Below are 25,445 nucleotides of genomic sequence, written 5' to 3'. Positions count from 1 at the left end.
TCTGTAATACATTTGCCAAAGACCAGGGCTGGTCCCGCAAAGTTTTATTTAATACCAAGCATCAGACTGGCTCCGCCTGCGCTGGTAGTAGGAAGTACTCCATTCCATTTGGCCACCCATTCCTGTTGTATCAGTAATGGGGTGAGTGTTTTCTGACGGAGCTGATTTGCCTCCGCTTCTGCACGCGCTTTAATGAGGGTGGCTTTGGCTTGCCCTTCCGCTTTCGCGATGAGTACCTTGGCTTCGGCCTCAGCTTGTTTAGCCATGTTTTCGGCTTTCAGGCGGGCCTGAATGGACGTATTTTTTTCGTCGATCATCTGCCTCAATGAGGGTGGAGGCGTAATAGCCGAAGTCAGCTGATCGTATACAAAGCCATCCTTTCCCAGGGTTTTGGTGAGTACGTTCTGCACACGGTCCTCAAACACTTCCCGGTTGGACATCACGCTGTCGGATGTGAAGGAGTTGGCGGCAATCCGGTACGCATCATATATGGTATTTTTCATAAATCCTTGCTCGATTTCTCCCAGAGGCCTGCGGTATTGACGGTAAATCTGAGGAACCTTGTCAGGGTTAATGTGATAGTTCAGTTTAGGGTCAACTTTGAACTCGGCGGCATCCTGTGTAGTAATTACAAAAGAGTCGTAGTCAACACTTTGGGTATAAGTTGGAAACTCGATGATCTTTGTAGTCCAGCTATTGTACCATACGCGCCCGGTTACGAGGGTGATATTGTCGACACCTTTGTCTGACCCGTACAGGTTTATTTTGATCCCGACATTTCCTGCGTCTATGTTTTCAAAAGTGAATGGTTGAAAAAGTAGTACAAAAAGCAGTACTACAAAACCAATGATTCCGGTAATAATATTTCTTCTCATGCTGATCAGAGTTTGGATTTAAGATGGGTGATCATTTTATTTAATTCAACAAAGAACAGGTAAATCGCAGCGCCAATGATAGCAAGTCCGGCTATAACCATCAGGTCGGATTGTGCATTGACCAGCCGCAGTGCGTAGGTAATTGCAAAAAGTATTGCGATAATTTTCAGGATAGGTAGCATCATTCTCTGGATTTTGTTTTTACAAAGGAACTGCGGAGGAGGTTATGTAAAATACAAATTTTTACAGATGGTCCCAGCTGTTGTCGAATGTATGCTGGGCTACACCAGTGCAATGATTGCCAATATAGGCCATGGAACGAGATTTATTATAATTTGAGCATACTCAGTTATCAAACGGGAAACGGAATGGCTCAGGCAGGTGTATTCAAAATGAAAGAGGACCAATCCTCAGAAATCCGGATTTTTAAGGATCAGGTATTGGAGATTGTTCCGGATGCGGATTTCAGGTTTAGTCTGGTAATCCTTAAGGATGGGAACAAGTACTTTCTGTGCGGAACAGAAAAGGACATTTGGGAAGCCTTGGAGCGAACGGAATAGCGTGGATATAGTGCAGAATGAGGGAATTGTGTAATCAGGTTTTATGCTGAACGGCTACTCAGGCCTCGCTCCTGAGTACAGGAAGACAGAGCGGCCCGCTTTTCCTCTGGAATTGCAGACGCCAACGGTGTCATTAGACAGTGGCCTTAGAAATCAGGTACTGTCAGTTTTTCATTTTTTCCGCGAGTTCTATCACATTCTGTACCTTCATTTTAGCCAGAATGTTTCGCTTTAAAGCGCTTACCGTACTATTGTGAATACCCAGGCCGCTGGCAATTTCACTGATCCTGCTGCCTTTGATCAACCCGTCGAGTACTTCACGTTCCCGGGGTGTCAGACTCACATTTGCTCCTGTGTATTGCTCGTCGTTGCCGGTGATGATATCGTTCATCAGCTTTTGCCTGAGCTGAGGGCTCAAATATTTTTCGCCCTTAAGCAGCGAACCGACGGCTTCGGTGAAATCGGCAAGGGAAGCATATTTTAATAAGTAGCCATCCGCGCCGGCCCGTATCACAGGAAGTGCTAAACTGTTTTCATCCTTATGGGAAAACACAAGGATTGCCATGTCAGGATACTTTTGCCGTATCCTTTTGATATTCAGTAAGGGGTTCTCGGTAGAGTGGTTGGATGCCTCAATAACCAACAGATTAAATTTTCCTGTTTCCAGCTGTTGTACCGCTTCGGAAGGGGTACTGGTTTCTGTAATTACTGCATCAGGAAAAACTTGGTTAAACATTAATGTTAAGCCGTATCTGATTACGGGAAACGGTTCAGATATTAAAACTGTGACCATAGAAGAGTTGCGATCGTCGGATTTAGCTTCCTGAAAAACAGAATATTCCTGTTTTAAGAATTTGCTAAGCCGGACGAAATATTAAAGGTTCAAGATTTTTTAGATATCCGTTAATATTACAGTATGCAACATTACCGGACTGGGTTATTCGTTGTATTGGTACTTACTCTAAAGCCTTAACGCTTTATAAGCGATCATTGACCTGCAAGGTTATGAAAAAAATCTTCCCCGGACACAAAAAACAACTGCACGGAGTAAATTAGTTTAACAAACCTTTCACCATAAACAGAATTAAACGGAATCTTATTGCAGATGGTGGATCTAAGATTGTATTATCTTACTATTGTACCAAAATTCCTTAACAGGGTGGGTGCTGCAGTGTGAGGTAATTATTGCCAAGAGTGAAATTCATACCAATTACTTTGTACTTAAAAATTTTGCGCACTTTTTAGGTAACTTTATTTGAATAGTACCAAAATTTAATAGAATTAAAACATTAATTTGATCTGAGCAAATTTGAAATAATCCGGGTAAGATTTCTTAAAAATTTTTAATTCTTACTTTAAAAGCCTGTTTGATCCATTTTATTTTCAAATCTGAGGAACTCTTTGCCCAGAATGTTGAGAAAGTGTGAATGTTTGTCTCATGCGCAATGTCAGAATAGTATAATTCCGACGGGACATTCGGCGTGAGCGGTTTGTCTATTTTTAACCGTCGGGCTCATTCGAAGTCTCAAAACAATTGATTTTACCACTTATTTAAGTGCGGATACACTCAAATTCACAGTAAGTTTGTCTGACATGGTCAAACTTTTGCCGCCCACCCCAAAATCCCTCCTGTTTAAGTCAAACGAACCTTTGAAGATATATCCGTTGTCCTGGCGTGTAGCGGTGAAAGGAAAAGTAATGGGTTTGGTGATATCTTTAATAGTCAGATTGCCTTCCATCACGTAATTGCCTTGTTTACCAGTCACTTTGGCGGATATGAAACGCATCCTGGGATATTTAGCGGTATCAAAGTAACCGTCTTTGCTCAGGTGCTTGTCACGAAGATTATTATCAGTATCCAGGGAATTCGTAAGGACGGTAACGTTGAATGACGACCTGGACAAATCCGAAGTTACAAATTCAATACTACCCTCAATGTCCTTGAACTGACCCGTAGTACTTACGCCCAGGTTCTTGATAACAAATTTTACTTCCGAATCTTTGGCCGATATCTTAAGGCTTTGTGCATGTACACCCAGGCAGTAAACCGACAGGCAAATCAGCAATATTTTGGATTTGATCATAATAAGGCTTGTGCGGTTACCGAATCACGAGTTGTTTAGGGTAGCGACGCTGGATTAATTTTATGCAGCAATAAAGTTACTCAAAAATGACGGAGAAATATCACAGGCTCCATGTGACGGATTTGCAGAGTACAACTCGAACTCATTAAAGGCAGGATGAATCCTCCTTCACAATGTCTGCTGGTGCCCGGTATCTACAAAAAATATTAAAAAGATTATCTGATTTTCAGTGATTTAAGTACACGAACGTCTTTTCCCCTAAATTTGGCCCCGATCACCGAATTGTTAAGGACTTTCTGAAATTCTCGGATGACGTAGTTAATCTGCTTTTTTGTTATCCCGCTATATTCCCACTGTAGTAATCGTGACTTTACGGAGTCGTATCTTTTGGATTTCCAGTACATCGGGTGGCTGGTACCTATTGGAAGCCTGAATGTTTTGTCCTGAGGATCCTTTACAAGTATTTCCATACCTGTCAGTAATTGTTCTGTATTTTGAGCCAGTTGTCCGTCGAGTACAACTTTCGCTTCCCGGCCCCCTTCAAGGAGCAGGATCTTTTCGTGAATCATCTTTCGTTATCTTATAAAATTTTTCTGACAAAATGGTTAAAAATTATGCCAGAAATTGGGATTTAGTAGTTATTAGACCCTTTTTAACGTATTTGGTAACGATTTTCGTCTAAAAAATCGCAAATTTCCGATATTGATATTTTTTTTAATAGCTAATGTAGCTGGCCGCCTTATTAAAGTTAAAATTCCTTACGAAATGTTCAATTGGTATATGACGAATATTATTGAAGCAAATGAAATAGCAGATGTGCTTGCGACCGGAGATACGGTTGTTATCGATGCACGGGGAGGGGCCGATGCACTGGATCGTTTTAATGCGGGTCATCTGGAAGGCGCCCTTTTTGTGGACCTGGAAACGGACTTGTCGGAGAAATCTGTAAACGCGGCTGAAGGTGGTCGTCATCCGCTGCCGGAAGTTTCAAAATTCGGCGCCTTGCTGGGTAGGCTTGGTATCGGCCCCTCCACCCGGATTATTGTTTATGACGACAAACGCGGTGCTATGGCAGCAGCTCGTTTCTGGTGGATGATGAAGGCTGTGGGGCATCGGGAAGTAGCTGTTGTGAGCGGCGGGCTGGAGGCAATTGTCCAGGTGGGGCTGCCCATTACGACGGACTTCCTTGAACTGCTGACAGAACTGGAGGACTATCCGGTAACGGAGTGGCAATTACCAATTGCCGAAATGGAACAGGTAGCAAATGCTGCGGGAAATCAAGGATGGATTGTGATTGACGTACGGGAAAATTACAGATACCAGGGGATAAGCGAACCGATTGATCTGGTAGCGGGGCATATTCCAGGTGCTGTAAATATACCTTATCTGGATAATCTTGATGGTGAGGGTAGATTTCTCCCTGCTAAAGAATTGAGGGATAAGTATGCAGGAATATTAGGCGAAACCGACCCGCAAAATATCATCGTGCACTGCGGTTCGGGTGTAACGGCCTGTCATACCCTGCTGGCATTGGAAGAGGCAGGTATGTCAGGAGCAGGTCTTTATGTGGGTTCCTGGTCGGAATGGTCCAGAAATGGCCTCCCAGTTGCCGTAGGTGAAGCATAGAGATCAGCCATCCTCCGGTGCTGGTCTGGCTCCGGAGGATGAAAGGAAAACCGGAACGCTAAACCCGGAATTGGGTCAGATGGTGATCGAGATGTTTATAAAACATATTATTCCATTCTGTAATGTTCAGTTTGCCAAAAGAATGTGACTCTCTCCCGTCAAAATAGTCGGCCCCCAGCTCCTGTGTTCTTCTGAGGTAGCTGATCAGCCTTTCTTTTTCTAATGCGAAATCACGGTCATCAGTGATCCGAAAGTCAGAAGCCGTCGGTGAATTTCTTTGATATGGTTTTTCGCCTACGACGGCATTCTTAAGAAATGATTTCATAATCCATCGCATCAAAGCACCGGGGCGTTTGTGGTTGTTGTCAAAAACATATTCATAAGAGACGCAGCAGTGAGCCAGCATTTGAGCGGCGGTCATTTTGCCCCATTCCGGTATCGTGTCTTTTGTTAGTTTGTTGATCCGTTCAATTACAGCATCTGTAACGGCTTTGCTAAAGATATTGGGAAGTGCCATGCATTTTTTGTTTTAAATATATAGAATTTTGCTCCCTAAAAGGATTTAAAACTGTCTATAAATTAAATTATATTTAGGTTCTGGCGTCGCTGGATTTTATTTCCGTAAATTTGCCTCATGAACAGTAAATCAACATACAGCAATCTCGTCTCCTGGTACCTAAGGGTATACCCGGTGGGATAGTTATTATGTTGATATTCAGATATAATGCAATCCGCCTGGTATCCAAGCCCGGCGGATTTTTTTATTTCAGGTTAGCCGGCTGCGGTACCTGAAAGGACAGAGCGCCAAGGTACTGTCGCTGAATTTTTTTGAGGTCATGATATGATAAAATAATGAAGGTATGATTCAAAAGATATTATACAATTACCGTGTTTCTTTTAGTGGTTTAAGTCGGGAAATCTGGTTGCTGAGTTTTGTGGTACTTATTAACAGATGCGGTTATATGGCTGTTCCGTTTATGAGTATGTACATTACCCAAAATATGCACCGGAGTATTTCCGACGCAGGCCTGATCATCACCTTGTTTGGTGTTGGGTCAGTACTGGGCGCTATGGCCGGAGGTTATTTTACGGATATCGTTGGTTTCAGACCGGTACAGATAATCAGTCTGGTAATCAGCGGGCTGTTGTTTGTTCTATTTGGTGAAATAGATGACTTCGGGGAGATTTGCTTACTGACGGTTGTGCTGAGTTTTTTCGTAGAGGCTTTTAAGCCGGCCAATCATACGGCGATCGCGTCTTATGCAACAAATGAAAATCTTACCAGATCCTATTCCCTCAACAGGCTCGCTACCAATCTGGGGTTTGGCTTTGGTACTTCGGTAGGAGGCATTCTGGCAGCAATCAACTACCACCTGTTATTCTGGGTAGACGGTGTGGTTTATATTCTTGCCGGTCTGCTGATCTGGATTTTATTACCTTCGTCAGGGAAAATCATTCAGAAAAAACCGGAGGATTTGTCGGGACCGTCGCCCTGGCAGGATCCGTTTTTTGTCCGGTTTATCATATTGGTGACCGCTTATATGCTCAGCTTTCTGGTGTTGTTCCGGCTTGTACCGGTGTATTGGAAGGAGCATCTGCATATCAATGAATCGGTGATCGGTCTGCTGATCGGGGTAAATGGAATCATCATCGGGCTTTTTGAAATGGTTTTAATTCAAAATCTGGAGGGGCGCAAAAATGGTTCCTGGTATATAGGGCTGGGTATTATCTTTACGGGCGCTTCTTATGTAATGTTAATGAATACAGGTTTCATGCCTGTCATAATTGCCGCCGCTACGGTAATACTGTTTACGGTAGGAGAAATGCTGACGATACCCTACATGGCTACCATCGTAATGAGCAGGGCGTCGGAACATAACCGGGGCAAGTATTCCGCGGCGTATGCTATGTCTGGAGCGGTGGCGCAGATCATCGGTCCGGCTCTGGGCGGTTTTATTGCGGAGAAAGCGGGCTATGATGTACTCTGGTGCAGTCTTGTCGGATTGTGTGCGGTGTGTGCCCTGGGTTTCCGATTTATCTTCCGCAAAGAAACTGTTGTGCAATCCAAACGGATCTGATCATTCAGTCGCGAGTTAATCCCCTTTGGAAATAAGGGTTTTCTGAAAATAACCATTTTTTAAAGTGAGCAATATACTTCCTGGAATTAAACAGTTTGATCTTACGGGGAAATCGGCCGTCGTAACCGGTGGTTCAAAAGGGCTGGGATATGCTATGGCGGCGGGGCTTGCTTCTGCGGGTGCCAGGGTTATGCTCGTCAGCCGTAATGCCGTGGAAGCAAGTGCTGCTGCTCAGTTGCTCCAAGAGCAGCATGGGGCGGAAGTGCATGCTTATGCGGCGGATATCACGCAACAGGATCAAACGGAAGCGATGGCTCTGGAGGCTATCCGTGTTTTCGGCCAGATCGATATTCTCATCAATTCTGCCGGAATTAATGTCCGGGGGGCGATTGATGAACTTTCTCAGCTGGATTTTAAGCAGGTCATGGATGTAAATGTAACCGGTACCTGGCTTTCCTGCAGAGCGGTGGTACCGTTTATGAAGAAAAATAAGTCGGGTAAAATCATCAATCTGGCAAGTACCCTTGGGCTGGTGGGACTTGCCAACCGCACGCCGTATACGGCCAGCAAAGGAGCCGTTGTGCAAATGACCCGTGCGCTTGCGCTTGAACTTGCACCGTTTGGGATCAATGTCAATGCAATCTGCCCCGGCCCGTTTCTGACGGAGATGAATATTCCTGTTGCGAACAGCCCGGAAACAAAGGATATTATTCTGGGTGCAACCGCGTTGGGACGATGGGCGGAACTCCGCGAAATTCAGGGTGCGGCTATTTTCTTGTCAAGCGAAGCAGCCAGTTATATGGTGGGCTCTATTCTGACTGTAGACGGAGGATGGACGGCGCGGTAAACCTGCCTGACGACAAAAGCCACGAGGGTACTTCATCATCAGGCAGATGCACCGGGAACTTAACCGGGCTAATATTTAAGCTCTGTTGTAATAAACTCCAGGATTCCTGTTCCAATATTTTGCAAATCGTGCACGGCAGTCCCGTTTGCTTTGATATTCCAGAATGCGGTCTGGTTTTTTGAAAATGTAAGATGAACCTGGCTGCCATCCAGCTGGTTGGACAAACCGACGCCATCCTGCAGCACGGTCCAGAAATAATCGTAATTATGACGGTGATAGTGAATCCTTTCTCCGGGTTGCAGGGTGATGTGCCATACTTTAACCTTGTCGTTTTCAAACAGTAAGGTATGTCCGACATGATCGTTGTGCAGGTTCTGCTGCAATTCTTCATGCAACTGTTCCGCAGTTGGGTTGGTATAAGCTGACATGTGATCTGGCAATTTTTTGGTTGTAAAAACGGTTCGGTTTTATTAGAAAGCAAGGAGTTACATGCGATCTACTTTGATTCTTTTTGGAAGAAGCTGCTCATATAAAGAAGTTGGTATTGCACCGCATTGGCCCAGTATGGCCAGCTGTGTGCACCCGGACGGGTAATATAGTCATGGGGGATACCCCGATACAGCAGCTGTGCATGCAGGTTTTCATTTACTTTGAAAAAGAAATCATCTACGCCACAGTCAATGATTAACGCAAGCGAATTGGGCGTCAGCAGATGCAGCAGACCAGCTACTGTGTTTTGTTCCCAAACCTGCGGCTGTTCCGAATATTTTCCTATCCTTTTAGCCATGTCCCAGTTGTTGGGATACGAACGGATATCAAGACCGCCACTCATGCTTCCTCCTGCACCAAAAACATCCTGATGCTTCATGGCCAGGTATAGCGCACCGTGTCCGCCCATGCTCAGGCCAGTAATGCCACGCCCCTTACGATTTTTGATGGTCTTGTATTTCTGATCTACAAATGCCACAAGCTCTTTGGAAACATAGGTTTCGTACTGATAGGAGGGGTCCACGGGGCTATCCCAGTACCAACTGCTGAAACCGCCGTCGGGGCAGACAATGATCATATTATGAATATCAACTGCCTTTTCAAAACCGGGGGCTTTTTTTAGCCAGCCCGCGTAATTGTCACTGTATCCGTGCAGAAGATAAACAACGGGTAATTCTTTCGCGGAGGAATAATTGTCAGGTGTAATCACGACGGCCTTGATGTTTTTTTTCATCACCGCACTGTAGGTGGTGACGGTATCAATAATGGCGGCCTGCGAAATGAAGGATACTAAAAGCAAAAAGCTGATGCCGAAGTAAAACTGTTTCTTAAACATAAGGGATTTAGGTTGGAATAAGGAGGCAAGATAGCAATAACAAAGTTTTTACTCAAAACGAAGTAGAAAGAGATTATACGTAGCCTGCCGTTCCGCATAGTTGTTTAATCATTATTTTCAATTGGCGATGGTTCTCTTGGATAGTTTTGAATTTCGTAACTTTACTTTATGAAACAGATCACCACAGTTCAGGAGTTTTATGAGGATATCTCTCAGCTTATCCCTGAAAGAATCCAAAAGGAAATCGGGCATTTCAATGTTTTCAGAACGGAAGAACTGCTCGCTTCCAAGCAGCGACAGATGCCTTATAACAGGAGGGCTTATTACAAAATAAGTTTGATTCTGGGGAAAAACAGAGCTGAATATGCCGATAAAATTATCGACATCGAACACAACGCATTGCTGTTTGCAACTCCTCAGATACCTTATAACTGGCAGCCGCTGGATGATAAACAGTCTGGGGTATTTTGTATTTTTTCGGAGGATTTCTTCACGCAGAGTACCAGCGGAGTACGGTTAGCAGAGCTGCCGGTTTTTCAACCAGGCGGCAATCCCGTCTTTTTCCTTCAGGCGGATCAGGTGGAGGAGGTTAAGAGTATCTTCGGTAAAATGATACGGGAACTGGAATCCGACTATGCGTACAAGTATGATCTCATCCGGAACTATATTATTGAACTGATTCATACTGGGCAGAAATTGCAGCCTATGACTGCCCTGCATCCGGAAACCAACGCAACGCGCCGGGTGTCATCCCTGTTTATGGAGTTGCTGGAAAGGCAGTTTCCGGTGGAGCCGCCGCATCAGCGACTCCGCTTCCGTTCGGCAAAAGATTATGCCGACCAACTGGCGATCCATGTCAACTATCTCAATAAGGTATTGAAGGAGATAACCGGAAAGACCACTACCGATCTTATTGTGGAGAGGATCGTGACGGAGGCAAAGGTGCTACTGAAACATACTGATTGGAATGTGTCCGAGATCGCCTATTCGCTGGGTTTTGAAGAGCCTGCACATTTTAATAACCTTTTTAAAAAACATACTTCCCTCACCCCAAAGGCATTTCGGGCATAGATTTGAATTTTGTAAGTTTTGATTTGAAAGCCGCAAAGACCGTCCCGGTGGCCTGATATACCTTTGTTCCATCAAATTTTAAATCAAATGAAGATGGAAACAACAAATAAAATAGCACTGGTAACAGGTGGCAGCAGAGGATTAGGGAAAAATATGGCCCTTCGGCTTGCCGAAAAAGGGAATGATGTGATCGTGGTGTATCGCGGTAATGAAAAAGAGGCCGTGGAGGTGGTGGGAGAAATTGAAAAACTTGGACAAAAAGCGGCTGCCCTGCAACTCGATGTAGCTGCTCACAAGACTTTTGACGAGTTTTTTCTGAAACTGTTGGAAGTGCTGAAAACCGGATGGGGCAGGACCAACTTAGATTTTTTAGTTAACAACGCAGGTATAGGACGGTATGCTGCCATCGCAGATACCACGGAGGAGGATTTTGATGATCTTATGAATATCAATTTTAAAGGAGTGTATTTTCTTACACAAAAGGCACTTCCGTTTCTTGCCGATGGTGGCAGGATCGTAAACCTTTCCACCGGCCTGGCTAGGTTCTCCACGGCTGGATATGCTGCTTATGCTTCCATGAAAGGTGCCATAGAGGTGTTTACAAGGTATCTCGCAAAAGAATTAGGGCACCGCGGAATCACTGCCAACGTGGTTGCTCCGGGCATTATCCATACCGATTTTACCAAATCCGCATTTGAAGGAAATCCGGGTATGGAGGAACATATCAATTCGGTCATCGCACTGGGCAGGGTTGGGATGCCGGAGGATATAGGCGGAATCGTTGCCTTTTTGTGTTCCAAGGATGCAGGCTGGATCAATGCGCAGCGTATTGAGGCTTCGGGCGGCATGTTTCTGTAATGAACCGGAATTCGGATAAGATTTCAGTAATCTTATCCGAATGTTGATAATCGGCTTTGGAAAAGTGTCAGGTGTTCGCAAAACTTACCCGGTCCTGTTTTAGGGCCTGTTTGCTCCGCCTGGTTTCACAGAGCATTGCTACATTGAAATGTTGGTATAGAGTGTATTTAATTGGGCTTCCCCCGCGGGGGCATTTGGTACTATCACTGGGCCGGAGATGTTGAAAAAACAAAAGTGTGTATGCCTCTTATCCTGAGTTTCTAGGCTGTCTGGATACATATTATTCATTGTGAGGTATTTAGGTAAAGTTCTGCCTGTTCGTCAGTTACAAATGGAGATGTTTAATATGTAACATACCGGTTATTAAAAGTGCCGTCGGCATAAAGGTCAATCATAGCATAGCCCGGTTTTGTCTGGCGGTATTTTCCAAACCAGTAGTTCCCGCTCACCGCGCCGTTGCAGCAATAGGTTATGTTATTGTATTCTACTTTGTCGTGCAGGTGAATGTGCCCGCTGATCGCAAGTTTTACGTTGGGGTAGGAGTAGAAAAGTTTGGTGAGTTCATGGCAGTCTGTGTGCATCCAACTGCCGGGTAACTCCCAGCCACCGTTTCTGACGTTCTGGCCATCCAGAAACACACATGCTGACAGAATGGGAACATGGGATACTACCAGAATGGGTATCTTTTTATCCGTATTTTGAAGGTCCGCTCTAAGCCAGGCCAGTTGTTTTTCATCCAGTAGGGCGGTGTATCCGGCTCCTTCGGCTTTGGCGTGGATACTGTCCAGAACAATGATATGCCAGCCATTCCGATCCAGACTGAAATAACTCCTTTGTAATTCCAGCAATTCCAGAGCCCTGGCTTTGCCGTCATAAAATGCGGTTACCTTATCTTGCTTACACCAGATATCATGATTTCCGATACAGGATATCATCGGCAGCCCGTTTTCACTTTTTAAAACCTGATGAAATATTTCCCATTCGCGTGTGGATTTATCTGCTGAAGTATTTCGGGCACCCATTACGGCATCTCCGCCATTGATGATCATATCGGGTTTGTCCGGCAGGTTCTGGACATGATGAAGGCATTTTTCAAAGCCGAGAGCGGCCCGTATTCCTTTCTTTATGTGAATATCCGTGAGATGGGCTATTCTTAATACTGGTTCTGCATCCTTTTCCCCTTTGGCGAGTGTCAATTCGGGCAATGCAAAGCCGCCAGCAATGAGCCCGATACCTTTCAGTAAATTTCTTCTCTGCATATTTTTGCTCTTGGTTATGCAAAGATGCCCGCGTAGTATTACTCTGCTATATACCTTTCATTAACAAATTGTTATAAAAGGGATAGGTGGTGCCAATTTGCCCTTTCAAGAAGGTATCCTAAGAAAAAAATCGTGTTTCATCATTAAGTTTTTCCGGTTTGATGTCTCTTATTAAGAAAAACATCGGGACGGAAGTTTTCCGGTCTGATGGTTCATCCTAATTGTCCAAAAATCTACCTTAATTTCAGATCTACATGAAAAGCATCTCACTGTTCCTTTTCCTTTCGCTTTTGGTCCTGTTGCATACAAATGCAGTTGCGCAGACTGACGTGAGCAAATACCGGGTTGTCTATAAAGGAGAATCGGGGCCGGGGGTAGGGAAACATATCGTTTTTATTGCCACAGACCATGAATACCGGGGTGAAGAATCTCTGCCTGAATTTGCCCGGATACTTGCCAAACGCTACGGATTTACCTGCACGGTGATATTTGCGCTGGATGACAAAGGAAATATTCTTCCCGGCAGTTCCAATCTGAAAGGACTGGCAGTGCTGGACAAGGCCGACCTGATGGTACTCTTTACCAGATTTTCCAATTTCCCGGACGAGGAAATGCAGCATTTTGATAACTACCTGAAAAGAGGCGGGTCTATTGTGGCTTTCAGGACCTCCACGCATGCTTTCAGAAATAAGGAGAATCCTAAATGGGGACATTATTCCTATGATTATGACGGTCCGAAGGCCGCCTGGAAAGACGGTTTTGGAGAATACGTCCTGGGCGAGACCTGGGTATCTCATTACGGTACCAACCACAAACAGTCCTCAAAGATCCTGATTGAAGACAGTAAGAAAAATCATCCAATCATGACAGGTGTAAAAGATATGTGGGTACAGTCGGGAGGGTATACGGCCTATCCCAAAGGAGAAGTTTTGGCGCGCGGGCAGGTATTAAACGGTATGACCCGGGACTCCGAGCCAGACAAAACCAAGGAGCTGCTGGCCGTAGCCTGGACAAAAAATTACAAAATCGAGGGAGGGAAAACGGGCCGGTCCTTTACAACCACACACGGCGCATCTGAAGATATATTAAATGATGGCTTCAGAAGAATGGCTGTGAATGCTATGTTTTGGGCCATGGGCATGGAGAAAAGCATCAAGCCTACCAATAATATCGCCTTCGTGGGCCCTTACAAGCCGACCACTTTTAACTTTGACGGATATAAAACGAATGTGAAACCGGCAGATCTGGCCGGCTGGGATTCACTGATCATGCCCGGTGAGGTTTTTAAGAGGAAAAGCAAATAAGACTCATTATCCTGTACTGTAACCGGGAAAACCCTGCTTCAATTCCTGGTTACAGTACTAGGATTTTTAATTCGGCGTAACCGGAACAGTGAGCAGGATCCGGGTGGAGTCGGACTGATCCCCGGAAGCTTTCCCGATTCCAAAATCCGCACGATTAATGGCAAACCGGCCACTGAAAATGGATTTGCCGTTTTGATGTACAAAGTTAAAAGGTATCGCGACGATTTTTACAACACCATGCAGTTCCAGGTGCCCCGTTACCACATAACCAGAATCTGATTTTGCCACACTGGAGGATCGGTACCGGATCAGCGGAAATTGTTCAGCATCAAACCATTTGTCGCTTCGGGCATGTTTGTTCTTTAATTTATTGCCGGTGTTAATGGAAGCTACCTCTACGGAAACATCAAAACCGGACGCCTCCGGATGCTGCTCGTCAAAATGAATCGTCCCGCTCAGATTTTCAAAATTTCCATGGGCATATTTGCCGTCAAACTGAATGGAAAAATCCGGATTGATCTTCCATTCGGTGATCGTCCAGGCGGAAAACGAAGCAAGTGCGCCGGTTGAAAAGATCAACCCGGCGATTTTTAATTTTATCTTTTTCATGGCTGTATAAAAATATGATGCAGCCTAAATTACACTACAAAATGAAATCAGCCAGCCGTGAGTTATTATCCGGTAAAAAAGGGCAGGGTTATTTTTCCCAAAGGCTGTCGGTGAAATAGTGCCGGCAGTCAAGGAAATTATGATTTACAATGAACCCGTTTTCTTTGGCCAGGCTATTAATCTGTTCAAAGGTATATTTCTGAGATAACTCCGTCCATATCAGTTCATTCTGCTGAAAGCTGAATTCTTTTCCCAGTGCCTGTATCCAGACTTTTTGCGCAACCAGGCTCACAAGATAGCTCTTCACTTCGCCCGAAATGGGGTCATAATGACAATAAAAGTCAAACTGGCTGACCTGAAAATTGGCTTGTAATTCTCTGTTGATCCGTGTCAGTAAATTGAGGTTAAAAGCTTTTGTGATGCCATGCGGGTCATCATAAGCATTCCGGATCACTTTCGGGTTTTTTTGTAAGTCAAACCCAATAAGTAGTTTATCCCCGGACGACATGGCTGCATAAAAACTGCTGAGCAGTTCGCTTGCTGCTTCCGCGGGATAGTTGCCTATATTACTTCCCAGGAAAAGAAAAAGATTGGGCGTGGCAGCATCGGAAATCGCATGGAACATGGAAAAGTAATCTCCGGCCAACGGTTTCATTTTCAGCTCCGGCAAAGCTTCTATCATATTCTCCTGCAAATCAGCAAGAGCCTGTTCGGAAATGTCAATAGGGACATAGGTAAAATCAATCCCCGTTTCGAGTAGTTTCTTTAACAGCTGGCGTGTCTTGATACCATCGCCTGCCCCAAATTCAACAATATTAAATGGTCGGCCGAAGTTGAGGCTATCGATGATCTGAGCACTTTGAAGCGAAAGGATTTCAAATTCGCATGCTGTGGGATAGTATTCCTTCATTTGCATGATCTTGCGGAAGATAGAACTTCCGGTATCGTCATACAAAAATTTGGAGGAGATAAATTTAAGATCAGCCGAAAGACCATGATCAATTTCAACTGCAAGGTTTAGATTTTCTTCTACAATTACAGCGGCATCGTCAGCCTGACTGAGATCATAGAGTGGTGTGGTTGTCGAACGCATACGATGTTAAATTTCCGAAGCTAATTATTTTCTTTCAGGCACCTATCTGGCCAGGCGGATACCCGTAAATTGCCAACGTTCATTGGTATGGAAAAAGTTGCGGTAAGTTTTACGGCTATGCCCCGGCGAAGTGGCCACCGATGCTCCCCGTAAAACCATCTGATTGATCATGAACTTGCCATTGTATTCACCAACGGCACCTGCTGCGCGGGTAAAACCAGGATAGGGGAGATAGGCACTGTTGGTCCATTCCCATCTCGCTCCCCAGTTCAGGCGCTCCGCCGCCGCCTCCCATTCAAATTCCGTGGGAAGCCGCATGCCCTTCCATTGCGCAAATGCAGCTGCTTCAAAATAACTGATATGGCTTAATACCGCCTTGGGATTTACTTTTTGAAGACCTTCCAAAGAATACTGAAACCAGGTTCCGTCAATATTATGCCAGTACAGAGGGGAACTGACCTGGTTATCATTTACCCAGGCCCATCCTTCATCCAGCCAGAGATTGAAATCCTGGTATCCACCAGCCGCCATGAAGTTAAGATACTCTTCGTTGGTTACCAGTGATTTACTGATGCTGAAAGGATGGAGATATACCTTATGGTTGCCCAGCTCATTATCGAAGCAGAAGCCGTTACCTTTGTGGCCGATTTCATATATCCCTTCTCCCATGTCGACGAACCCTTCTTCGGTATTTTCGGGATCAAATAAAGTGCCGCCAATTTTGTAAACCGGGAAAATGGGGTTGTGGCCAAGGATATATTTAATATCTGTGATCATCAGCTCCTGGTGTTGCTGTTCATGGTGGAGGCCTAGTTGTACTAAATCGAGCAGGCGACTGTCATCTACAGATTCCAGTATAATGGCCATGTGCTGGTCCACATACTGACGATATGCATACACGGTTTCGATCGTGGGGCGGGTGATATTTCCACGGTTGGTGCGCAGAATACGATTGCCTACATTATTGTAATAACTGTTAAAAAGATAGCTGAAATCCGAATGGAAAATCTGGTACCCTGGAAGGTAGTTTGATAAAATAAATGTTTCGAAAAACCAGGTGGAGTGTGCCAGGTGCCATTTGGGCGGGCTTACAAACGGAACGGGCTGGGGCACATAGTCCTCTTTTTCAAGTGGTTCGCATATTTTTTCGGAAAGATTTCTGACCAGGATATATTCTTCCCGAAGGTCAAGGGCGGTTAATTCGGCGATGTTATTTTCTGGTTGCATTGGCTGCGTAATTTTGTAGTTCCGAAATACTGCTGATTTTTAAAGTTAGGGCCTGTTCCTTTCTCATCATAAGGGCGTAGGCATTATTAAAGCCAATGGGTTTAAGCCAGCTTAGGCCGTATTGCTTCTGGAATTCTGTCTTTACGTAATCATAAACCTGGTCGCGGTGCCCCATCAGAGGTGCAAGGGTTTGTTGATTCGGTTGTAAAATTACCAGTAAACCGGTTCCCGTATATTCGGGGTACATATCAATTTCATGGTTGACCAATGCATCAAAACAAATTTTCGTTCCACCCAACCCTGTTCTTGTTTCAACGCTAAGGTCGGTCATTCCCTCAATCAGCATCTTGTACATACTGATCAGTATATATTGTTCACCAAAAATTTTGGAACCTAATCTTACAACTCCCTTCCTGCCGTTCCGGGGCGGTTTGTACAGGCCCACCTTTTTCAGAAACTCCTGCGCTACTTTTTCGGGATGTTTTTTTTCGTAGTCCACCTCGTAATTCAGTCCTGTCATGATGGTATCATTAATCTGGCCGGAAAGTATATCAAGGACAGCCCCTAATTCTGGATACTTCCGGAGCATATCCGTTCTGACCAGCGGTGCGGCATAGTAGGGTGGAAAAATGGTTTTATCATCTTTGAGTGTTACAAGGTCAAACGCCTTCAGGCGGCCATCGGTACTGTACCCGCTGATCACGTCAAGCCGTTTTTCGTAAGCGGCTTTGTACATCACGGCATCACTGATCACTACCGTGGGAATATCAAAATCGTATCGGGATCTGAGGCCAAGGTATCCATCCTCACGGCCCATGAATTCCGGGGTAAAGCCAGCGAGTATCTTCGTTTCTGCCTGCCTGAGTAAATAAAGTGAAGATATCGGCAGCAAAATAAACGGTAGTATCACCCAGGTCTTCCGCAGGGACCGGAGCCTTGTTTTCTGCAAAACGGATAACAGCAAATCGAAGAGTATGGCAAGTAAGGCAGCCGGAATAGCCCCGGCGAGGATCATATTGCTGTTGTTTAGTGCAATTCCCCCGAATATGAATTCGCCCAACCCGCCTGCCGCAATGTATGCAGCAAGCGTAGCCACCCCTACATTCACCACCGCTGCCGTACGTATGCCTGCAAGGATCACCGGCATGGCCAGCGGAAGCTGTACACGGAACAATACCTGCCAGTAATTCATGCCCATCGCAGTGGCCGACTCAATGACTGCCTCATCAATTCCCGTTATACCTGTGTAGGTGTTGCGGATGATGGGCAGCAGCGCGTAAAGAAAAAGGGCCGTAATTGCCGGGAGCGGTCCTATCCCCAGAAAAGGTATCAGAAAACCCAGAAGGGCGATACTGGGAATGGTTTGCAGTATTCCGGCCGTTGCGAGGATCAGGGAGGCGAGGTTTTTCCTTTTGATCATCACAATTCCCAGGGGGAGGCCAATCGCCACGGCGATGAGGAGAGAGGTGCAGGTAAGTCCTATGTGCGCGATGGTCTGGCTCAGAAGCTTGTCAGACTGCTGCAGCATAAAGGCTCCTAAACCTTGCTGTGTTTCACCCATTTTTTAACTTGATTTTACGGTATCCTTCCAGTATATCTGCCACACTGGCCCTCCTGGTTTCCCCCATTTTATTCCGGATATCTAACGCCGTTATATTTTCTTTGGTTAGCATATCCATTGTTATCCAGATGGTTGTCGTTTCGGAGATTTCATTCGCTCGCGTATTTGATTGGGCAGGAGGCAGGGAATACCAGATATCACACAGTCGAATGTGGTTCCACTCCAGTTGCAACTGCTGCTTTTCCAAGAAACTGCTGACAAATTCATTTTCGGGATGAAAAAGAAGGTCTTTCGGAGTGCCTGTCTGGACAAATTTCCCCTGATCCATTAAACAGATCTGGTCGCCGAGCTCAAACGCTTCGGTTACATCATGGGTAACAAGAATGATTGTCTTTCCGGCAACTTTAATAAGCTGAGAAAATTCTTTGCGGATTTCCGCACGAGTCACCGGGTCCAACGCTCCGAAAGGCTCGTCCATGAGAATCACCGGCGGATCTGTTACCAAGGCCCGTGCAATGGATACCCGCTGTTGCTGTCCGCCGCTGAGTTCGTCAGGCATTTTGTTCCCAAAGGTATCGTAAGGTAACAGGAGCTGCGCCAGTATGCTTTTAGTCTTCGATCTGATTTTTTCCTTGTCCCATTTAAGTAATTCCGGAACAACGGCCACGTTCTCAGCAACGGTATAGTGCGGGAACAACCCGTTATTCTGGCTAACATATCCGATACTTCTCCTGAGCACCTCAGGCTTAACCGTCCGGATGTCTTGACCATTTACCCAGATCTGCCCCGACGACGGCTCTATGAGGCGGTTGATCATTTTCAGGGTTGTGGTTTTGCCACAGCCGCTGGTACCCAGTAACACCATTACTTCTCCTTTTCCGACTTCAAAAGAAACGTTATCTACCGCTCTGTGGCTGTTAAAGTTTTTTGAAATGTTACAAGCTGCAATCATTTATAAATATTTATTCATCAAGATTCATGAACAGGTTATTCAGTGATTCGGAATACGTGGGATGTGCAAACATACTGTCACGTAGTTGCTCCCAGGTGATACCTCCCAACATGGCCATCTGCAAAACCGCTATTACTTCGCCGCCCTCGTTTGACAACACCGCCGCACCAAGAATCTTACCGGTTTCTTTGTCCACAATCGCTTTCATCATTCCCCGGGTGTCGCCTGTTTCAATGGACCGGGCAACCCAGCTGTTCGGCAATGTGGCAATTTTTACTTTCAGCTTCTGTTTTTCTGCCTCCTGCTGTGTGATTCCCACGCGCCCAAGCTGAGGGTCCGTAAACATGCAGTATGGTAAAATTCGGTCACTGGTTTTTCTGTGAGCGTTATGCAGCAGATTACCTGCCACAATACGGTAATCGTCATACGAAACGTGGGTAAATGCGGGCCCTCCCTTCACGTCACCGAGGGCGTATACACCTTTTACAGAAGTTTCAAGCTGATCGTTCACTATAATAAAACCTTTTTCATCAGTTTTAATTTCCGATGCTTCCGGTTTCAGGACGGCAGTGTTCGGAACACGGCCTGTTGCCAGCAAGACGTGCGTATAAGTGCGTTCCGAAACCTTGGTGCCGGATTTCAGTCGGGCAACTATCCCATCCTTACTGTTCGCAAAGGACACTACCTTTGTATTTATCTGTATATCCAGCCCTTCATCTGTCAGGATTTTAGTCATCTCCTCCGCTATGTCCGTATCTTCCCTTAACATGATCCGCTCAGAGCCTTCGATAATGGTAACGGCGCTTCCAAACCTTTGATACATCTGGCCAAATTCAAGGCCGATATAACCTGAACCCACCACCAGCAGTTTTTCAGGTATTTCTTTTAAATCAAGCAAGCTGGTCGAGGTAAGGTATTCAATGTCCCCGATACCCGGAATGTCCGGTATTTTGGGTTTGAGTCCTGTATTGACGAAGATCTTTTCAGCCGAAAGTAACTGTTTTTTTCCATCGGTAAAAGTGACCTCAATCTGCTTCACACCGCAGAAAGCGGCCTCTCCGTACAGCACATCCAGATTTTTGGTTTCGGCCATAGATTCCTCCACATTGGAACGCATCCGGAGAACAATCTCTTTCTGTCTTTCGATGACTTTTTGAATATCTACCGTTACACCGGCTGCGAATATGCCCAGGTGGCCACTTTGGCGAGCCCCCCAGGCCGCCTTGGCAGACGCTACCATGGCTTTTGTGGGAGAGCAGCCATCGTTGACACAAGTACCACCCACCCAACGCTTTTCGATCAGCGCTGTTTTCAGGCCCGCTTCGGCCAGTTTTTTGCATAGGGGCGTTCCCGCTTGTCCCGAACCGATAACGATAGCATCATATTTTTTTGTCATAAGTATCCTTGGTTTGAGTACTTTTTCAATGGTCGGCTGAGTGAGTATTGGTTGGTAGAATAAATTCGTTCTTCATCCTTGCTCAAGGAAAACAACAGTCACTATCTTCAACCAGGATATACGGTCAACCGGCCGTTATCTGGCCATTCCATACAGCTTTTTTGTTTTTGTCTGTACTGTTTGAGCTTCTTCAATAAAAGTGTGCCTGTGATCTGATGGTGTAATATTTTGGCTATCATCACTGATTTTAGTTACTTTAATATCAGGATAAGAGCGCATTGACGAGTGTTAATTTACTGAAAATATGAACAAAGAGAATAAAGTATAATGAGATGTTCAGGTAAATTAGGAGTATCTTGTAGCCGTCAAAATATCTCACACTTAGATACTTATTTTAGGAGGCCCGTGTTATGAATTTTTTGGATGGCGAACTATATAACTTGCTTAAAAACGATAAAAGTTTTTTCGATTTTATACAGGATTTCGCGGAAGATGGTTTAATTGTAGCTGAGAAGGACGATGTATCTGATATATGGGCAGATAAAAGATTTAAAAAGGTAGTAGGGCTGGCAAACGACGGCTTGTCCGGATGGTCGTCGGGGATTTACCCCACACTTCCGCAAGAGCTGACGCAAGCTTTTTTAGGGTTGAAGGATATTCATTTCCAAGCAGACAGTCCGGTGTTTCTCAGTTTCGAGTGCCGGGATACAATGGGTGCCAAAAGCCTGATGACCCTGTATGTCAGGTTATTTACACTTCATGAGCAAGATTACTATTTGGCAGGGATTCAGCTCAGGAGTGCGGAGCCTTTTTCCGGACCGCAGGTATCCGACCAGGTTTATCATTCAGTAGAAAACAGTACTGCATTTTACCTTATACGCGTAAATGCCTTGGGGCATTATGTAGCCGTCAATAACCATTACTGCGAGTCGTTCGGCGTGGACAGAGAACATGTTCTCGGAAAGCTCTCCTCCAATGAAGTAATAGCAGAAGACAGAGAATTGTGCTGCGAGGTGGCGGAACTTTGCGTCCAAAAACCTGGTAAGCCGCATTTTGTTTCGTTACGGAAATTGTTACCCAATGGTGAAATGAATACCATCAATTGGGAATTTACAGGCCTTGCCAACGCCGACAATGAGGTATACGAGTTACTATGTATCGGTTATGACGTAAGCAGGGAAGTGAAAATAGAGCAGGATCTTTCGGTATTACTGGATAATATGACTGATGTTTTGTTCTCTATTTCCCCTGAGGGTATATTTACCTATGTATCGCAGAGCTGGGAAAAAATCTACGGATATGCCCAAAAAGAGACAATCGGAAGGCATTTTGCTGAATTTATTCATCCGGATGACATTGAAAAATGTTTTAAGGCCCTAAGAGCTACAGCAAAAAGTGGTGTTCCGCAGTCTCCCGTTGAACATCGTATCCGGCATCAGAATGGCAACTGGTACTGGAGTTCCACCATGGCCAGTGTGGACCGGATAACAGGGCAGATCATTCTTACCAGCCATGACATCACCGAATTGAAATATTCCCAGGACAAGTTCAGAGAGCTTGCGCTGGTTGCGTCCAATAGTAAGGATGTCACCATCATTACGGATAAAAACGGATACGTTACATGGGTGAATGATGCTTTTGCCCGGCAGACGGGTTATGCCATAAACGATATACAGGGTAAAAATGCCCTTGATTTTTCAATCGGGCCGGAAACGGATACCTCGGTTGTTGTGAGGATCAAAGCAAAGTGCCGGAAACATCAAATGGTGGGCGAAGAACTTCTGGTTTATGGGAAAAACGGAGAACCTTACTGGATAGAACTGGCGGTAACGCCTGTACTGAATGAAGCGGGTGCATGTACCAACTTCATTGCTATTGAAAGGGATATCACCGCTCATAAAAAGGATTATACAGAGCTTAAAAGGACCCGCGAAATACTGGAACAAACCAGTGCGGTGGCGCGTGTGGGTGGCTGGGAGCTGGATTTGAGAAAGGGAAAACTGTACTGGTCGCCAGTTACGAGGGAAATTCATGAGGTATCTCCCGATTTTGTGCCGGATCTTAAGTCCGCAGTGAAATTTTACAAGGAAGGTTCGAGCCGGGAAGCGATTGAGAAGGTAATTGCAATGGCAATTAATAAGGGTGAAAACTGGGATGAGGAATTTCAGATCATATCTGCTATGGACAGGCCGGTATGGATACGTTCCATCGGGAAGGCCGAAATGGAGGGAGGTGTTTGCGTAAGGCTGTACGGTACTTTCCAGGATATTACGGAAAAGAAAGCCTCAGAGGAAGAACTCCGCAAATCGGCCAAGCTACTGGAGCGCCTTACCAATCAGGTACCTGGTTCTTTGTATCAATTTCAGCTATTTGATAATGGCTCGGTCCGTTTTCCTTACTTCTCCGAAGGGCTTAATCATATTTTTTCAAGGGAGCCCCACGGTTTAAAACGTAACGGAGTGCATATTTTCTCTATGATCCACCCCGAAGATCTCCCCACTTTTTTAGAAAGAGTGAACATATCCAAGCAGACCCTTGAGAAATGGGAGCTGGATTTCAGGCTGCTGCTGTCGGATCATCAGGTAGTATGGATCCGGGGTGAGGCAGTTCCGGAACGTTTGGAGGATAGTTACCTTTGGAGCGGTTATCTCAATGACATTACGCAGAGGAAGATTGAGGAAAATGAAATTCTGGAATCGGAGGCCAAGTTCAGAAGCCTTTACGACCATACCGGCGATGCGGTTATACTTTTTGATAAGACTGGTTTTCTGGATTGTAACCCGGCAGCATTAAGTTTGTTTTCGTTCGAAAATACTGAGGATTTCAAAGCGTTTCCCATGGATAAGCTCATGCCGGAAGAACAGTTGGGTGGACATAACTCCCTGACTGCCATGATGGGCATGATACAGCAGGTACGAAGTGCTGGGAATCATTCATTTGAATGGACATTCCTGCGGAAAAATGGCGAGCCTTTTGTGGCAGAAGTGTTGATGAACAGGATTACGATCGGTGGAAACGAGTTGTTCCAGATTGTGATAAGGGACATCACCCGTCGCAAACAGGCTGAAAACGCTATGTTGGAAGCAACGGAACAAGCCGAAGCAGCCAGTAAATCCAAGTCGGAATTCCTGGCCAATATGAGCCACGAAATACGGACCCCGCTGAATGGAGTGGTAGGTTTTACGGATCTGCTCATGAAAACCAACCTGGATGAAACGCAGCGCCAATACATGTCTATGGTGCTGCAGTCGGCCAACTCCCTGCTTGACATCATTACCGATATTCTGGATTTCTCAAAAATTGAAGCAGGAAAACTGGAACTGGTTGTTGAAAAAACAGATATGCTTGAACTGTGCGACCAAGTAGCGGATATCGTTACCTATCAGGCGCACCACCGGCAGCTTGAAATGCTGTTGAACATTGCACCGGATATCCCCCGTTTCATATATGCAGACGCTATTCGTCTGAAACAGATCCTGGTGAATCTGCTGAGCAACGCTGTTAAATTCACGATGTCCGGTGAGATTGAACTGAAAGTGGAGCTGTTGGGACAACCTCAGCAGGACTTTATGGCGTTCCGTTTTTCGGTGAGAGATACGGGAATAGGTATAGAACCACAAAATCAGAGAAAGATTTTCGAAGCTTTTTCGCAGGAGGATTCATCCACTACCAAACGTTTTGGCGGTACCGGCCTAGGGCTTACCATTTCCAACCGGCTTCTGGAGCTGATGCACAGCAGGCTCCAGCTCAGCAGCGTTGCAGGGGAGGGGAGCACCTTCTTTTTTGATGTAACCTTCCGTACTGTTACCGGAGAGGAAAGCCTGCTGTGGAATAACCAGGCAGGTATTCAGAAGGTCCTGATCATTGATGACAACATACATAACGGAAGGATACTCAGAGCTATGCTGCTGAATAAACAGATACACACCGAATGTGCCTGCAGTCTTGATGAGGCTTTGAAAATTATTGAAGCAAAGGAAAAACTGGACGTTATTCTGCTGGATTTTGGTATGCCGGGTATAAAAGGTCCCGAACTGGTTGAGAAAGTGACAGAGGCCGTCAGAGCGAATTACGGTAAGGAAATTCCGGTGATTTTGATGAGTAACACGCCGGACGAGGAGACAGTCAGACGGGAGGGAGAAAGGCTGAAAATACATAACAGATTATTGAAGCCCGTAAAAATACAGGAATTGTTCCAAACCCTTTCTGACCTTGAAACGACGTGGGTATATGCCTCGCAAAAAAATGTACAAGAAACTGACGAAGCCGAATACAGCACTTCATTTCCGCAATACAAAATATTGATTGCTGAGGACCAGCGGATCAACATGATTTTGGTCAAAACAATGCTGGATAAGATTTTGCCAGGTGTGAAACTGACGGAGGCCACCAATGGGAGAGAAGCTGTCGAAAAGTTTGTGGCGGAAGGACCCGACCTGGTGTTGATGGATATTCAAATGCCTGAAATGAACGGGTATGAGGCGACCGGAGAAATCAGAAAACTCGCCTTGGGTAAAACGCTTCCTATTATAGCCCTCACGGCAGGTACTGTGAAAGGGGAACGGGAAAAATGCCTTGAAGCGGGTATGGACGACTACATTACTAAGCCGGTAGTCAAAGAGACGCTGGAAAAGGTACTTAAAACATGGCTTCTCAATGAGCGGGCGGTATCAGAACAAGAGAAGTAAGAGTTTTGAAAAAGAATGGGACTCTAATATATA

The 25,445-nt window shown here is 45.3% G+C and carries 23 protein-coding genes; 8 read left to right on the top strand and 15 right to left on the bottom strand.

Features of this window, described 5'->3' with window-relative positions:
* Positions 1 to 44: 44 nt before the first annotated feature.
* A complete protein-coding gene (locus tag KOE27_RS27790; RefSeq protein ID WP_215242113.1) occupies positions 45 to 875 on the bottom strand; it encodes an SPFH domain-containing protein in 831 nt (276 codons plus the stop codon).
* 5 nt (positions 876 to 880) lie between these two features.
* Positions 881 to 1,060 (bottom strand): hypothetical protein, encoded by a 180-nt coding sequence (locus tag KOE27_RS27785; protein ID WP_215242485.1) that lies wholly within the window; start codon positions 1,058 to 1,060, stop codon positions 881 to 883.
* A 183-nt stretch (positions 1,061 to 1,243) separates the two neighbouring features.
* Here KOE27_RS27785 and KOE27_RS27780 point away from each other — a divergent pair, with 183 nt between their 5' ends.
* Entirely contained in the window at positions 1,244 to 1,435 is a 192-nt protein-coding gene (locus KOE27_RS27780; RefSeq protein WP_215242112.1) for a hypothetical protein, read from the top strand.
* Between the two features lie 163 nt (positions 1,436 to 1,598).
* On the opposite strand, the gene KOE27_RS27775 is transcribed toward KOE27_RS27780, so the two are convergent.
* The 3 genes from KOE27_RS27775 to KOE27_RS27765 form a co-directional block, all read right to left on the bottom strand.
* A complete protein-coding gene (locus KOE27_RS27775) occupies positions 1,599 to 2,228 on the bottom strand; it encodes a response regulator transcription factor (RefSeq protein WP_215242111.1) in 630 nt (209 codons plus the stop codon).
* 754 nt (positions 2,229 to 2,982) lie between these two features.
* Positions 2,983 to 3,519: a YceI family protein gene (locus tag KOE27_RS27770; RefSeq protein ID WP_215242110.1), complete on the bottom strand. Its 537-nt coding sequence runs from the start codon at positions 3,517 to 3,519 to the stop codon at positions 2,983 to 2,985.
* Between the two features lie 215 nt (positions 3,520 to 3,734).
* The gene (locus KOE27_RS27765; RefSeq protein WP_215242109.1) at positions 3,735 to 4,088 is read right to left on the bottom strand and encodes a hypothetical protein; all 354 of its coding nucleotides are present in this window, start codon (positions 4,086 to 4,088) and stop codon (positions 3,735 to 3,737) included.
* A gap of 196 nt (positions 4,089 to 4,284) precedes the next feature.
* On the opposite strand from KOE27_RS27765, the gene KOE27_RS27760 reads away from it, so the two are divergent.
* On the top strand, positions 4,285 to 5,145 hold the full coding sequence (locus KOE27_RS27760; protein ID WP_229253020.1) for a sulfurtransferase: 861 nt from the start codon (positions 4,285 to 4,287) through the stop codon (positions 5,143 to 5,145).
* 58 nt (positions 5,146 to 5,203) lie between these two features.
* Here KOE27_RS27760 and KOE27_RS27755 read toward each other — a convergent pair whose 3' ends face one another.
* Entirely contained in the window at positions 5,204 to 5,662 is a 459-nt protein-coding gene (locus tag KOE27_RS27755) for a DUF1569 domain-containing protein (protein WP_215242108.1), read from the bottom strand.
* A 343-nt stretch (positions 5,663 to 6,005) separates the two neighbouring features.
* Between KOE27_RS27755 and KOE27_RS27750 the strand changes: the two genes are divergently transcribed.
* Both KOE27_RS27750 and KOE27_RS27745 read left to right on the top strand, forming a co-directional pair.
* Positions 6,006 to 7,223, top strand: coding sequence for an MFS transporter (locus tag KOE27_RS27750; protein WP_215242107.1), 1,218 nt, complete (start codon positions 6,006 to 6,008; stop codon positions 7,221 to 7,223).
* Positions 7,224 to 7,287: 64 nt separating this feature from the next.
* Positions 7,288 to 8,070 carry an SDR family NAD(P)-dependent oxidoreductase gene (locus tag KOE27_RS27745; RefSeq protein WP_215242106.1) on the top strand — a complete coding sequence of 261 codons (783 nt, stop codon included), beginning with the start codon at positions 7,288 to 7,290 and terminating at the stop codon, positions 8,068 to 8,070.
* Between the two features lie 68 nt (positions 8,071 to 8,138).
* On the opposite strand, the gene KOE27_RS27740 is transcribed toward KOE27_RS27745, so the two are convergent.
* Together KOE27_RS27740 and KOE27_RS27735 are read right to left on the bottom strand one after the other, a co-directional pair.
* Positions 8,139 to 8,498, bottom strand: a complete 360-nt coding sequence (locus tag KOE27_RS27740; RefSeq protein WP_215242105.1) for a cupin domain-containing protein — start codon at positions 8,496 to 8,498, stop codon at positions 8,139 to 8,141.
* Positions 8,499 to 8,566: 68 nt separating this feature from the next.
* Complete coding sequence (locus tag KOE27_RS27735; RefSeq protein ID WP_215242104.1) at positions 8,567 to 9,394, bottom strand: alpha/beta hydrolase; 828 nt, start codon at positions 9,392 to 9,394, stop codon at positions 8,567 to 8,569.
* 168 nt (positions 9,395 to 9,562) lie between these two features.
* On the opposite strand from KOE27_RS27735, the gene KOE27_RS27730 reads away from it, so the two are divergent.
* Positions 9,563 to 10,465, top strand: coding sequence for a helix-turn-helix domain-containing protein (locus tag KOE27_RS27730; protein ID WP_215242103.1), 903 nt, complete (start codon positions 9,563 to 9,565; stop codon positions 10,463 to 10,465).
* 93 nt (positions 10,466 to 10,558) lie between these two features.
* A complete protein-coding gene (locus tag KOE27_RS27725; RefSeq protein WP_215242102.1) occupies positions 10,559 to 11,323 on the top strand; it encodes an SDR family NAD(P)-dependent oxidoreductase in 765 nt (254 codons plus the stop codon).
* A 341-nt stretch (positions 11,324 to 11,664) separates the two neighbouring features.
* Here the strand turns inward: KOE27_RS27725 and KOE27_RS27720 are convergent, their stop codons facing one another.
* On the bottom strand, positions 11,665 to 12,582 hold the full coding sequence (locus tag KOE27_RS27720; RefSeq protein ID WP_215242101.1) for a metallophosphoesterase family protein: 918 nt from the start codon (positions 12,580 to 12,582) through the stop codon (positions 11,665 to 11,667).
* Between the two features lie 254 nt (positions 12,583 to 12,836).
* On the opposite strand from KOE27_RS27720, the gene KOE27_RS27715 reads away from it, so the two are divergent.
* The gene (locus tag KOE27_RS27715) at positions 12,837 to 13,886 is read left to right on the top strand and encodes a ThuA domain-containing protein (RefSeq protein WP_215242100.1); all 1,050 of its coding nucleotides are present in this window, start codon (positions 12,837 to 12,839) and stop codon (positions 13,884 to 13,886) included.
* Positions 13,887 to 13,952: 66 nt separating this feature from the next.
* On the opposite strand, the gene KOE27_RS27710 is transcribed toward KOE27_RS27715, so the two are convergent.
* The 6 genes from KOE27_RS27710 to KOE27_RS27685 all read right to left on the bottom strand — a co-directional run bounded on the left by KOE27_RS27710 (position 13,953) and on the right by KOE27_RS27685 (position 20,724).
* Positions 13,953 to 14,495, bottom strand: coding sequence for a YceI family protein (locus tag KOE27_RS27710; protein ID WP_215242099.1), 543 nt, complete (start codon positions 14,493 to 14,495; stop codon positions 13,953 to 13,955).
* An 88-nt stretch (positions 14,496 to 14,583) separates the two neighbouring features.
* Entirely contained in the window at positions 14,584 to 15,588 is a 1,005-nt protein-coding gene (locus KOE27_RS27705; protein ID WP_215242098.1) for an L-histidine N(alpha)-methyltransferase, read from the bottom strand.
* A 42-nt stretch (positions 15,589 to 15,630) separates the two neighbouring features.
* Positions 15,631 to 16,815, bottom strand: coding sequence for an ergothioneine biosynthesis protein EgtB (gene egtB / locus KOE27_RS27700; RefSeq protein WP_215242097.1), 1,185 nt, complete (start codon positions 16,813 to 16,815; stop codon positions 15,631 to 15,633).
* The gene (locus KOE27_RS27695) at positions 16,799 to 18,376 is read right to left on the bottom strand and encodes an ABC transporter permease/substrate-binding protein (RefSeq protein ID WP_215242096.1); all 1,578 of its coding nucleotides are present in this window, start codon (positions 18,374 to 18,376) and stop codon (positions 16,799 to 16,801) included. Before KOE27_RS27695 ends, egtB begins: the two co-directional genes overlap by 17 nt.
* Positions 18,369 to 19,328 (bottom strand): ABC transporter ATP-binding protein, encoded by a 960-nt coding sequence (locus KOE27_RS27690; protein WP_215242095.1) that lies wholly within the window; start codon positions 19,326 to 19,328, stop codon positions 18,369 to 18,371. The genes KOE27_RS27695 and KOE27_RS27690 overlap by 8 nt, the downstream gene beginning before the upstream one ends.
* A 10-nt stretch (positions 19,329 to 19,338) precedes the next feature.
* Positions 19,339 to 20,724 carry a mercuric reductase gene (locus tag KOE27_RS27685; RefSeq protein ID WP_215242094.1) on the bottom strand — a complete coding sequence of 462 codons (1,386 nt, stop codon included), beginning with the start codon at positions 20,722 to 20,724 and terminating at the stop codon, positions 19,339 to 19,341.
* 410 nt (positions 20,725 to 21,134) lie between these two features.
* Between KOE27_RS27685 and KOE27_RS27680 the strand changes: the two genes are divergently transcribed.
* On the top strand, positions 21,135 to 25,412 hold the full coding sequence (locus tag KOE27_RS27680; protein ID WP_215242093.1) for a PAS domain-containing hybrid sensor histidine kinase/response regulator: 4,278 nt from the start codon (positions 21,135 to 21,137) through the stop codon (positions 25,410 to 25,412).
* Positions 25,413 to 25,445 lie beyond the last annotated feature (33 nt).

The sequence above is a fragment of the Dyadobacter sp. CECT 9275 genome, assembly GCF_907164905.1.
Classification (GTDB): Bacteria; Bacteroidota; Bacteroidia; order Cytophagales; family Spirosomataceae; genus Dyadobacter; species Dyadobacter helix.
This window is presented reverse-complemented; position numbering and strand designations above follow the sequence as displayed.